General features: G+C 42.2%; 13 protein-coding genes and 1 pseudogene. 1 reads left to right on the top strand and 13 read right to left on the bottom strand.

The window, feature by feature from the left end; translation table 11 throughout:
* Positions 1-35 precede the first annotated feature (35 nt).
* The 10 genes and pseudogenes from B2Z27_RS15890 to B2Z27_RS15845 form a co-directional block, all read right to left on the bottom strand.
* Positions 36-251 carry an SHOCT domain-containing protein gene (locus B2Z27_RS15890; protein WP_210707508.1) on the bottom strand — a complete coding sequence of 72 codons (216 nt, stop codon included), beginning with the start codon at positions 249-251 and terminating at the stop codon, positions 36-38.
* 40 nt (positions 252-291) lie between these two features.
* Positions 292-510, bottom strand: a complete 219-nt coding sequence (locus B2Z27_RS15885; protein ID WP_286814387.1) for an SHOCT domain-containing protein — start codon at positions 508-510, stop codon at positions 292-294.
* 27 nt (positions 511-537) lie between these two features.
* On the bottom strand, positions 538-753 hold the full coding sequence (locus B2Z27_RS15880; RefSeq protein ID WP_210707506.1) for a heavy-metal-associated domain-containing protein: 216 nt from the start codon (positions 751-753) through the stop codon (positions 538-540).
* 18 nt (positions 754-771) lie between these two features.
* Complete coding sequence (locus B2Z27_RS15875) at positions 772-978, bottom strand: hypothetical protein (RefSeq protein ID WP_286814386.1); 207 nt, start codon at positions 976-978, stop codon at positions 772-774.
* A 105-nt stretch (positions 979-1,083) separates the two neighbouring features.
* Positions 1,084-1,626, bottom strand: coding sequence for a hypothetical protein (locus B2Z27_RS15870; RefSeq protein ID WP_317197100.1), 543 nt, complete (start codon positions 1,624-1,626; stop codon positions 1,084-1,086).
* 77 nt (positions 1,627-1,703) lie between these two features.
* Complete coding sequence (locus B2Z27_RS15865; RefSeq protein ID WP_286814473.1) at positions 1,704-2,519, bottom strand: prohibitin family protein; 816 nt, start codon at positions 2,517-2,519, stop codon at positions 1,704-1,706.
* Between the two features lie 191 nt (positions 2,520-2,710).
* Positions 2,711-3,292 carry a helix-turn-helix domain-containing protein gene (locus B2Z27_RS15860; protein WP_286814385.1) on the bottom strand — a complete coding sequence of 194 codons (582 nt, stop codon included), beginning with the start codon at positions 3,290-3,292 and terminating at the stop codon, positions 2,711-2,713.
* A gap of 177 nt (positions 3,293-3,469) precedes the next feature.
* Positions 3,470-3,877, bottom strand: coding sequence for an HYC_CC_PP family protein (locus B2Z27_RS15855; RefSeq protein ID WP_286814384.1), 408 nt, complete (start codon positions 3,875-3,877; stop codon positions 3,470-3,472).
* A 222-nt stretch (positions 3,878-4,099) separates the two neighbouring features.
* Positions 4,100-4,819, bottom strand: a complete 720-nt coding sequence (locus B2Z27_RS15850) for a gluconate 2-dehydrogenase subunit 3 family protein (RefSeq protein ID WP_286814383.1) — start codon at positions 4,817-4,819, stop codon at positions 4,100-4,102.
* Positions 4,820-4,822: 3 nt separating this feature from the next.
* Positions 4,823-6,552: pseudogene (locus tag B2Z27_RS15845) on the bottom strand (GMC family oxidoreductase).
* Positions 6,553-6,896: 344 nt separating this feature from the next.
* On the opposite strand from B2Z27_RS15845, the gene B2Z27_RS15840 reads away from it, so the two are divergent.
* Entirely contained in the window at positions 6,897-7,340 is a 444-nt protein-coding gene (locus B2Z27_RS15840) for a ubiquinol-cytochrome c reductase iron-sulfur subunit (RefSeq protein WP_286814382.1), read from the top strand.
* An 11-nt stretch (positions 7,341-7,351) separates the two neighbouring features.
* Here B2Z27_RS15840 and B2Z27_RS15835 read toward each other — a convergent pair whose 3' ends face one another.
* The 3 genes from B2Z27_RS15835 to B2Z27_RS15825 form a co-directional block, all read right to left on the bottom strand.
* Positions 7,352-8,155 (bottom strand): DUF6503 family protein, encoded by an 804-nt coding sequence (locus B2Z27_RS15835; RefSeq protein ID WP_286814381.1) that lies wholly within the window; start codon positions 8,153-8,155, stop codon positions 7,352-7,354.
* A gap of 31 nt (positions 8,156-8,186) precedes the next feature.
* Positions 8,187-10,727 (bottom strand): spermidine synthase, encoded by a 2,541-nt coding sequence (locus B2Z27_RS15830; RefSeq protein WP_286814380.1) that lies wholly within the window; start codon positions 10,725-10,727, stop codon positions 8,187-8,189.
* A 97-nt stretch (positions 10,728-10,824) separates the two neighbouring features.
* A complete protein-coding gene (locus B2Z27_RS15825; RefSeq protein ID WP_286814379.1) occupies positions 10,825-12,162 on the bottom strand; it encodes a hypothetical protein in 1,338 nt (445 codons plus the stop codon).
* Positions 12,163-12,180: the final 18 nt, after the last annotated feature.

The following is a 12,180-nucleotide window of genomic DNA, read 5'->3' as shown; positions in this document are numbered from 1 at the left end:
GATTTATTTTAAGTGTTACATTTTGCTTATACTTCTTATTCGGATTTTAGAATCTTTTTTGATTCTTCATATTCCTCTTTTGTGATTTCGCCATTGGCGAACCGTTTTTTTAGAATGCTGAGCGGGTCATCTTTTTTTACTCTTTGATATGGGATATCATAGGGCACATAAAAGATCCAGATCAAGAGGATCAACCATATGATCCACCATATAAAGTGCATACCGCCCCAATGTCCGTCGAAAAAATGCATAGTTTTAGTTTTTAAGGGTTAATAGTTGTTTGTTTTTGGACTAATTATCCGATTTTAAAAGTTGTTTTGAGTCCTCATATTCCTGCTTGTTAATCTCGCCCTTTGCGAAGCGTCTTTTGAGGGTTACCAAGGTATCGTCCTCCTCTTCTTCTGGAAAAGGCCAGTTCGACGGGGCAAAGAAAATCCAGCCCAAAGCCACAAGCCAAATGGTCCACCAGATAAGGTGCATTCCCCAAAAAAATCCATCTTTAAAAAACATAGTGTTACGTTTAAGGTTATTCTAATTTTAAATTACTTCCGTAATGGTATAGCCATCAAGTTTGCTGAGTTGCTCTTGTAGATCCTCTACCGAAAGTTTCTCTTTCATATTTATGATCGTGGCTCCCTTTGGATGAAGGAAAATCTCCGCTTTTTCAATGCTGGGATGTGCTTCCAGGGTTTTCTTGACCCGTGCTACACAACCACCACAGCTTATTCCGTTTATTTGATATCTGTGTTTCATTTGTTATCCATTTTATTTTTAATGATGCCTATGGCCCTTATGTTCCTCTTGGGTTTCTTCGGCAGGTTTTTCCGTTCCGTGTTCATGACCGCTGTTTTCGCCCGATCGGCCATGTGCGCCGTGCGCATGGCCACTACCGCCGTGCCCACCGTGGGGTATAAACAAGTGAACTAAGAACATTACGATTATAAAGACAAAAAGCCCGTTATACCCTGTGATCCCCAAAGCGGGGGCGAAAAAAATCAACAATAGCGGTAGACCGCATCCGATGACCATCCAAATCCAATGACCTTTCATAATTTTTATTTTTAGCGTTAAATGTTTTATACTTTAATGATGATTGCCATGGCTTTGGCTTTTGCTCAATTCGTCTTCGCCCTGTTCTATAATATCCAGTCCTTGTTCATTCATCATGTTCTTGCAAGACTCCATGCAATCATCGCTCATCATGCCCTTGTCGTGCATCATTTTCATCATGTTGCCCATCATATTTCCGTCTTTCATCATGGACTGCATCATATTTTTCATCATGGTACTGTCTTTCATCACCATCTGTATGCCGCCGCCTTGCATCATATTACCCATCATTTTATGGCTGCCCTGCATCATTTGTATTGCGTGATCGTTGTCTTGCATTTTGTCCATGAACTGGGTCATGTAGCTGTGGTTACCAGCAATCGCATCAAAAAGTTCTGTTCTGGTTTCTGAATCTTCAAGAATGGTTTTTACGTCTGTTTCTTGGTTACAGCTGTTCAATGCGGTAATCGCGATAAGTGAAAAAATTAGTGTTCCTTTTTTCATTGTACTTGATTTAAGAGTTACTGGATTCGTTTTAACTATTTCTTTTACTTGCCCCGAGTTTCGGCGGCCCATTTGATGTCCTAATTTTCGCTTCGATCCAAAGGTTTAATTAGGTCGGTTTAAACTTTTGCCTATCATACTTTATAAAATCAATTATTGCCCAATATCAGGGGTAGGCCAGAGTCGCCACTACCCACTACAACTACTTTTGAGTTAGGCGACTTCGCTAGTTCCAATGTTGCATCGATACCTTTGTCTTGTAATATCTTATCGGTCAGGGAAGCGCTTAAAATTCTATTCGCATCCGCCTTTCCTTGTGCTTCAATGGTTACTTTTTCCGCTTCCTTTTTGGCTGTAACCAAACGAAATTCATATTCCAACGACTCTTGTTCTTGTTTAAGCTTACGCTCTATAGCTTCTTTTATAGTGCCTGGTAAAGTAACATCTCGCACTAGTATCTCATTGAGCTGAATGTACTGTCCATCAACGATTTTTTTGGTCTCTTCATAAATCTCCGCCTGTATTGCATCTCGTTTGCTGGAATACAATTGCTCCGGGGTATAGCGTCCTACAACACTTCTTGCTGCAGATCTTATTGTGGGCAGTAGTACACGGTTAACATATTCCGTACCTTTTTCTTGGTGAAGCTTTCCTAAAAATTCTCTCTTTGGTTCAAACCAAGCGGAGGCGTCCAGTTTTATCTCCAATCCGTTGGAAGAAAGCACTTGCATTTTTTCAAAAACTTCTTGCTGTCTGACCTCATATATGAAAACCTTGTTCCAAGGTGCCACGATATGAAAGCCCTCGCCCAATGGGGGCTGATCTGTAACTACTCCGCCCCCAAAGGTTTTGTAGAGTACCCCGGCCTCCCCGGATCCAATCGTTACAGCAGATTTTGCAATTAAAATAACCAGCACAACAATGATGAATATTGCTGGTAACGCAATTTTTGGCAATTTGTCCATTATATCTATTTTAAATTCGTCTTGTTCCATTTTTCCTGAGCCTGTAAATTGATTCCCACAAGTAAAAAATACACGGTATATACTATAGCCCAACTACTTAAAATTCTGCTATTTTTCATCTTATTGGTATTTAGTTGTTTGTAAAACTATTTCTTATTAAATGTCTACATCTGCATAATTTTCGTTCTTCTTTATATAATTTCGTCAAGAAAGGTTCTTTCCCAGCTTCGACCGTTTTTATAATCTGTCATGCTCCATCCGGTAATGTTCTTAAACTGTCTGGATAAGTGGTTAACACTGCTATAATCCAATAGATAAGCTATATCGGAGAATGCATGCTGTTGCAACTGTATGAGCTCTTTGGCTCTTTCGACCTTTAGCTTTATAAAGTACTTTTCAATCGTGAGGTTTTCATTTTTTGAGAAAACTTTGCTTAACATCTTATAATCGCGATGTAGTTGTGCTGACAAATGTTCGGAAGTCTTTTCCTTAATGAGGAAGGGCAGTTCCGTTACGAGTTCGATCAAGGTGATCTTGATATTCTCAACTATCATTTCCTCCTCGTTCTTGGCGATTTCAAAACCGTTGGAGTGAAGCACCGTTGCTATTTTTAAATCGATTTGTTTATCGATTTCAGTAGTGATGCGAACCGTTAGTTTGCCCAATTCAAGGGAAAGTACTTCTACATCGATTTCCTCAAGTTCCTGTTTTATGACTTTCAGGCACCGACTGCAGACCATATTCTTGATCCAGTATTCTCTTTGAGAATCCATATTTAGCTATGATTAAATGTTCTATTTTTTTAAGTCCATAGGGACTAAATTCTATTTGGTACTTTGACCAATTGGAATAAGTGTCGTTGGAAAAAGGGTACGACAATAGGGAGCCAAACGAAGTATTGGCCAATAGGAAGTACAGATTATCGATATAATAATCTGTCTAGATAAAAATCAAATCAAGAAAGTTTCATGAAGCACAAGAATGTCCTTCTCCAAAAAAGGGGGGTCATAGGTAGTAAAGGGAACTACTTTTAGTTCAAGCCCTTCAAAAAGATTTACATAGGTGTAGAAAAATGTTTGTAAGAAGACAATATGATCCGTACTGAGATCAAATTGGGCCTTTTTGGCATTGTTGTCCGCCTTTTTGACAAAAGTTGAATTTGTACAACAATCCTTTTGCCCTAAAGAACATTCTTTTGAAGATTTATCGCTTTCTTGTACTTTGTCCTTACATGGCTTCGCTTTGCTCAAAACAGCCATATCTACCAGCTTGTTGCAGCAAAAGTGCATATCCACAGTAAAAGAAGAAGTGGCGAAAAGCACTACGAAGGCTAAAGAAACTGACAATATTTTGGTCAAAAAGCTTTTCACGTTTTAAATTTAAGTTTTTTTGTTTCACTTTCAAGTGCAATAGAATTTCTTTTGAAAATTATAGCTTACTGACAATGAGATAGATAATCCAATTATCTTACTAAGACTTTGGTCAAATATAAAACAAGGGTTTAAACAGAAACATGACGATCGTCATGTCCGGGAAAAAAATTTCAAAACAGCTTCTAAAAAGCACCCTATTTAAACGGGTTATGTCAACAAATTGCCCTTATCGTCCCATTCCGCCATTACGCCCCGTTTGCTTTGGTCCACACATTTAGACAGCCATTCTTTTTCGTAGGCAACACCATGCTGTTTCAGTACATCCTCGGGCACGCCGTCCCAAACATTGGGCGTATTGCCCTTGTAGCCTAAATTGGCTATTCCGACCTTAGAGGTGTAATAACCTGTTAGCGTCAGGTTTCGCATCAAGGAGAAAAACTGTATCTCAAGGGGCCGTTCGCCCTCCGGAATATTTATATCAGGATAGGCAATGGCATCCACGATCTGTTTTTGCTGTCCTTCGATAGCCGTTTTAAATTCCGTTCCGAATTCAGTATTGCTCTTATGGTCCAGCCACATGAGGCCGCCCCGGAGGGTCGTCTGCATTTCCGGAATATCCTTGGTCATGAACTCGATAAAGTCGGGCACCCCTGCATCGGTCGCGCTACCAAATTCATCGGAGGCAGGGAGGATGAGATCTCTCAAAGCTGCTATGGTTTCCAATTCATGTTCGTTGAAGAATTGTTCCGCCTCCAGTTCTAAGATCAGCTCCTTTTCCTTGGGAGTCCTGCCATATTTGTAACTATATCCCTGTAGCATTTCAGTTTTCTCCGCTTTGACCTCGTCTTCCGGTTTGCGGCCGTGGACCGCCAATCCACCGGCGACCGACCCTAGAATAATTGACTTTATACTATTTCTTCGATCCATGTTCTAAATATTCTGTTGTTTCAACTGTTCGATAATATAATCAGATGTTCTCCAGGATAGCGCCAATATGGTCCATGTGGGGTTCTTGTCCGCTTGCGATACAAAGGGACCGGCATCAACGATAAATACGTTCTTTGTATTATGAAGTTGTTGAAACTTATTTACTACTGAAGTTTTAGGGTCGTTGCCCATTCTAGTGGTGCCCACTTCGTGAATAATCCATCCCGGAGGGGAGATGCCGAAATCCTGTTCCTTGGTAGGTTTTGCACCTAAGGCCTCGCCTCCCATATTGTGGATCAGTTCCTCAAAAGTATCCTGCATGTGCTTAACCTGTTTACGTTCATGGTCCGACCATTTGTAATGGAACCGAAGCACCGGAATGCCGAACTCATCCACTTTGGTTGAATCTATTTCGCAAAAATTATCCTTCATGGCTATGGATTCGCCCCGACCTCCAAAGCCGAGTACGGAGCCATAGTATCTTTTAACATCGTCCCTAAGACCATTGCCATAACCCCCAACTTTGGAGCCGAAGAACTTATTGAATTCGTTGGGGTCAAATCCGAAGCCATAGTTGGGCATGCCCATTCCGCCCCATACCTCTATATGGTAACCGCGTGGGAAATCCAATTTCCTAATGTCGCCCCACCAAGGAGAATATACATGCATACCTCCGACACCATCTTCGTTATAGGATACTTTCCGGTTCATAAGGTCAGGTATAAAGGCCGCCCTGCTCGCACCCGTGGAATCATGCAAATATTTCCCGACAATATCGCTGCTATTGCCCAATCCATTTGGGTGTTGGCTACTTTTTGAATTCAGGAGAATACGGGCCGAACTACAGGCCGAGGCCGCCAGGACTACGACCTTTCCTTTCAGTTTATATTCTTTTCTGTCTTCCTTGTTGATGTATGAAACGCCCGTTGCCTTGCCTTCTTTATCAGTGGTAACTTCCCTGACCATGGCATTCACAAAAAGATCGATCTGGCCCCCATTTTTTTGCGCCGGAAAGATCAGACAGGTTTCCGTCGAGAAATCGGCATATACCATACAGGCCCGGGAACATTGTGCGCAATAGAAGCAGATACCCCTATCCTGATTTATCATTTTGGTAAGGATGGACAGCCTTGATGGATATACGGGATATTCGATTTTCTTGCCCCCTTAATGTAAAAAAGCTCGTGCAGCCTTGGTTTTGGTGGAGGAAGAAAAAAACCATCGGGATCGTTCGGCAATGCCTCATTGGTGCCAAAGACCCCGATCAGTTTGTCCACTTTGTCATAATATGGTTTGACATCTTCATAACCAATGGGCCAATTGTCGCCCAAGCCGTCCTCGGTTTTACGTTTAAAGTCCCTAGGTCCAAAGCGCAATGCAATTCTGCCCCAATGATTGGTCCTGCCGCCCAACATTCGAGAGCGGAACCATCTGAAATTACTGCTGTCTTTATTTGTATAGGGTTCGCCCTCGATATCCCAGCCGCCATAGGCACTATCGAAATCCCCAAATGGCCTGACCGTACTCGCACCCCTTCTTGGCGATTCCCTGGGCCATTTTAATTGGGTGATCTGTTCGGGGTCTTTGGGGTCAAAATAGGGGCCGGCCTCCACAACGGCGACCTTAAGGCCTGAATCGGCAAGTATTTTCGTTGCCATACCGCCACCTGCCCCGGATCCGACTATGATTACGTCGTAAAGCGTCGAAGATTCTTTTATCTGCGTTGCACTCATTTTGTTTTCAGCGGTTTAAAGTATGTGTTCTTTATAGATTATATCTGCATAATTTTCTTTTTTATTGATATAATTTACTTCACAAACTTTTAGTGTTAAGCCTTGATTTCGGTAAATGCCCTCGTCTTATTTTACGTGTTGGTACTTAAAAGGCTCTGACAATTTTGGTTTAAAGCAAAGGGGAAATAAATACTATCAAACGATGAATCATTGTCGTGGACAAGAACATGTTTGCCCAAATGTTTTGCTTGAATATAAAATGAACATAAATCTAGAAGCCTAGAACTATTAACGGCATACGATTTTCAATATAGAAACGTTTTTCATATTAAATGTCTTTAATTATGGAAAGAAAAGAATTTTTGCGGAGTTTAGGTGCCGGTGCCGCGTTTGCCATTGTTTTTCCGTGTGTTCAAGGCTGTTCCAAAGATGGTAACGGAGACGTTTCCCCAGAGGATATGAGACCGATACCTACCGGAATCGATTTTACGATAGACCTTAGCTCCAACGAGGGTACTGGCTTACAGAACAACGGCGATTATATTTTGAAGGACTATGTGGTCGTAGTTAAAAATTTAGAAGGTAATTTTGTGGCGGCCAGTCAGATATGTAGCCATCAACAGACCGAGGAAGTTAGGTTTGTTGAGAACGACGGCGGTATTTACTATTGTTCTACTCATGGCGCACGCTTTGACCAAACCGGAAAGCCCTTGAACAGTATTACGAGCAACCCTTTGAAAATATTCCAGACTGAACTTACTGGAAACCTACTTCGGGTCTTTGAATGAATTAGACTGAGCTAAGGTTTGGGTATCGTTTTGATTTTCACATTTTTCAATTGAATGAGTGAGAGTTCTTCCAGTTGGTCATTTTCAAAAGCCTTCTCGATTTCATCAAAATCAATGCCGTCCTTTATTTTAGGTTGTAGGTTACGGTAATCCTGTATTACGACCCCATTAACGTTGCTCTGGTTGTATGCTTCCCGAAACCGCATTCCCCCTTTGCCGGTAAAGTATTTGTAAGCCAGATAATCCATACTATAATCCTCAACATCGAACCAATAGAGGAACACATCCTCAAAATCATCGCCACCGCCCTCTTGTTTGAAAGTAATACGGATTTTATAGTACTCCTTACCTTTTATCAAGCTTCTACCTTGGTCTTCTACAATGACCGCGGGGTCTTTGAGCCATAATGGAAGAAATGCAAAATACATCACTGAATTTACCGAATTGGTATAGGCTTTCTCTCTTTTTTCGGTAAGGCTTATCAAGGTATCGGCCACATAGCGGACCAGCCCCTTATTGGTATAGACATCCCGTATTTCCGTGCCATCGCCTTTCTTGCCGATTCTTGTGTATTCAAATCGCCCTTGGTTTCTTTTGTATGTATACTGATAATCCCTAAAATCAAATGAAGCCTTTGCATTTTTCAATTTTTCGGTTCCCGAAACTGTTATGGCCTTATCGATGATATCTTGTTGCGCAAAGGAAAGACTAAAAGATAGTATGGATATGATTATTGGAATCGAAAAAAAGAATGGTTTGTTGCTTACTTTTTTCATATAGTTCTTGATCGGTCCAGTTGTTTTTTGGTAATTCATTTTATTTCTTGTTTGTTGGTATTCCCTTATTCTATTCATCAATAGCTTTGGTCTCCGTCTGTAAAAAGTCCGGTGCCAAGAACTGTATCTGTTCCCGTATTTTTTTTGCCTTATCTTCTTCCCCGGTACTGACATATCGCAAATAATGATGGTAAAGCGCCCCCACTTTTACAAATCGAATTTCTTCCTTTGCCAAGTTGGAAAGATAGGGGTCTTTCCCAGCAGGAAGATTAGTATTTAATAAGGTCAACAAATCATCCAACTCCTTACCTGTAATATAGCTTGCACTGCCCGAATTGGCTTGTTGCGATAGAATAGGTGCCTTAAATTCAACAGACCTTCTGTCATCGGTATTCAGTTCAACTCCCGACAACCGATTTCTAATGGCCTCCAAGTTACCTAGATAAAAAAGACCGGCCATGTGGTTGTTTTCCGGGTCAATTTGCTTACCCACTACATGGACAATATTTTTGCGTAAGGTATTATCGTTAAGCTGTGAGCCTGCTTCCTGGCCAACGAGTACGATACTGGCCCGGTCCGTGGAAAAATCGGCCCGCCAGAGTGTCACTTGTGGATAAACGGCTGCAAATGTAGCGGCAATGGTATTGAAGTTCTCTGGTGTAAGCTGGTATAGCGGTAACCATTGCGCAAAGATGCCACCGGGCGATAATCGCTTTTTAACTTGTTCAAAATGTTCAAGGGTGTAAAGACTTCCCGTACCTGCATGCCACGGGGTAAAAAGGTCTCCGATAATAACGTCGAATTTCTTATTGGCGCCCAGAAGAAAGTTTCTGGCATCGTCAGCTACGATATGCGCCCGTTTATCTTTGAAAAGTCCATTGGTCCAAGGTGAAAAATAACGTTTTGTCGCAGTAACCACGTTGGACACCAGTTCAACGGCTACTACATTTTCTACATCATGATTAAACGCGGCACCTGCCGTGATGCCGGTACCCAGTCCCAAAAACGCCACATTTTTAGGTGCTGAATGTATCATAAGCGGAACATGGGCCTGCATTTGCTCGATCAAAAACGATTTCGAATCCCCGAGCACATAAAAATTATCTAATCGCATCTCTAAATTTCCCGCCAATTGTATTATAGAGACAACACCGTCGCTTGATTGCCAATAATCCAGTACTTTTTCTCCTGTTTTCAATTGTACAAGAGGTGGGTTTTTCAACACGAATATTCCGAAAATCAATGCAACTAGTAATAAAAGTTGAATAATTTTCTTTTTTCCGGATGCTGGGAAAACAATCAATAGAGCTAAGATGCCATACAGAACAGCAATGATTTTTATACTATTCCAGAGGCCGACCAAATCAAGTAGAACAAAACCTGCCACTACCGGTCCCACAAAGCCGCCCAACGAATTGTAGAGTACTAATTTGCCCGCGATTATCCCAGATGGCATATGGATTGTAGGGGCCGCTTTCAACAGAAAGGGAAACACGGCACCTAAAATAATAGTTGGAGGCATAATTACTATTAGGCTTAGTTTAAAGACGGACCATATATATGTAAGCCAAGATGCGTTCACTGCAAGGTACTCAAGTCCGTTTGTCACAGTACTGAATACCGTTGGAGATATTCCTATCAAAATTGCGGCCGAGGCCAACAATAAGATCAAAAATTTTGTTGACGGCGCCCTTAGCCTTACCAGCACATGGGATAAAATACCGCCAAGCCCTAGGGATAAAAGGAACACTACCAATATTGCAGCGAACGAATAGACCGAATTTTGTAAAACTTGGGCTAACATTTTAGTCCATAAGGTTTCGGCCGCTAGTGCCAAGGCCCCGGAAAAAAAGGCGACCGTGATGAATTGGCCATAACCCAATTCGGATGAAGCGTAAGTGGATTTTTCGTGCTTTTCAGACCAATCGAAGGCTTCAAGAGCAGCTGGGCGAGGAGTTTTATAAAAGCGGTCGAGAACAAGCGCCAGAACCCCTACGGAAAGAGCCAGGGCCATGGCAAAGCTATAGGTTGCACTGACCCCGTACCTAGCTAACAAATAAAACGCGGCAGCAAAAGCACCTAGAGCGGCCCCTAAGGTATTTACGGCATACAAAATCGTTCCACGTCTTGAAAGGTCAATTCGGTTTTTCCCGATGTACTGTGCCAAAACGGGAAAGGTGCCTCCCATTAAAAATGAAGGAAAAAAAAGTAATGAAATACCAAATACAAACTTGATGACTAAGAGAACGCTTCTTGAAACCCCTAAAAAAGATACGATATCAGAATAGTACTTTTCGTAGAAATGGAGGCCAGGAACCAACAAGAGTGCCGTTACGGCAATACCTAGCTCCATAAAGCCATATAAGCGAAGTGGACGTTTAAAACGGGCGGAAGCCTTGCCAAAAAACCGTCCCCCAAGGGCCAATCCGAGAAAAAAAGCGGATAATGTTGCAGCTGTTGCATACGCCGCATTCCCGAAAACAAGTCCCAGCCGATACATCCAAATCACTTGGAATATAAGGCCAGCGGTGCCGGACAACAAAAACAAGACACATAAGAAAATGAAGCTTCGAGAACGTTCAAATTTTGGAATCGCTAACAGGTTTTTCATAAAAAATGTAATTGACAACTTTGCCTTCAGCAAACTTAAAAAGAAAAGAGGCTCAAAAAAGCCTCCTCTCTTTTTTGTATGACATTTTCAAATATTTTCAATCCAAACAGCCAACATAATTGGGGTTGTTCGATTCTGACTGTGGGACTAGAAATTTAAGATTGGGATTATATTCCCCTCCCTTGAAATAAGGCCCCCATGGAAACACACTAGAGGACATCATATCATAAACATCCACAAGTCTTCTTAGGTCTCCAAGTCGATGACCTGTACTGAACAACCAAAAGGCACGTTCAGAAAAATGGGCCAGCAAAAGGTCTTCGCCACTAATTCCTGAGAGGTCTAACTCTGATAGACCTATTGCGGCCCTAAGTTCATTATGTATATTCTCGACGGTTTGGGCATCATCTGCACTAGCGGCCGCCTCGGCTTCGATCAACCTTGCTTCTATTCCTGAGGCCAAGGCCACGGGTACACTGGAGGAATTGAATTTGAGTTGGTTGTAATACAGGGTAATATCATCTTGTCCAAATTCCGTGCCCCCGTCCCAAGGTGTCCGGGGATCCATAGCGGAGCGGTACATTAGACCATTGCCGCCTTTGCCATCTGCTATAGAAAACTGACGGCGAACAGTAGTCATTATATAAATACCGTTCTCTTGTCTACGACTGTTGTCCGATTGTTCAATATTGTAAACAAAATCTGATGGAACAGCAGCTACTTCGCCAGCCGCGGCATCAATTTGTCCTAGGCCCAAAAGGGAGCGGGCCTTGCCTAACCGCCCCAGGTTGGCCAATTTATCGTTGCTGCCGGCGTTAGTGACGGCTTGATCAAACCATTCGACCGCAGCATTAAACATTTGCTCAGTAGTCAAAGGCTCGCCATAGATCAATTCACCTCCGTCGGCAGGTGCCTTGCTAAAGGGAACCCCACCGCAAAAGGTTTCTGCGAACATAACATAGGCATACCCAACGATACTTTGCATCTCACTTTCCACTTCTGGATTTCCGCCGAAATTGGCAAGAAGGTCTATAGTAGTTTCGGCCCCGGTTCGTGATCTGTGCAGGTTACCATAAATTGTATTTATGTCACCGTTAATATCTTGAAGGTTTCGGGTATCAGCCTCACGTCTAGTGGGGAAGGTTCCAGAATAACTATACTCATCAGCCATAAGGCCGCTCATAACGATTAGGCCCGTGGTAGCCCCATGGCCTGCTGCGGAACCGCTCATGGCCACGGCAAGATCTCCCAAAGAACCCGCGCGCAGGGTTTGTATACCGGCTTCGCTATTAAGCGATTCCGGTGTAACAATATCAGGATCTGTAACTTCTACCACCGAATCGCAAGATATACTCAACGATGTAAGTACAACCAAAACAACGACATTAAAGATCAATCTGGAATAGTTGTTTTTTATTTTCAGTAATGTTCTCATTTTCTTAGATTTTTTAAT

Source organism: Maribacter sp. UBA3344 (assembly GCF_002362375.1).
GTDB lineage: Bacteria > Bacteroidota > Bacteroidia > Flavobacteriales > Flavobacteriaceae > Maribacter > Maribacter dokdonensis.
Note: the sequence above shows the minus strand (reverse complement) of the source record. Positions and strands in the feature narration are given on the sequence as shown.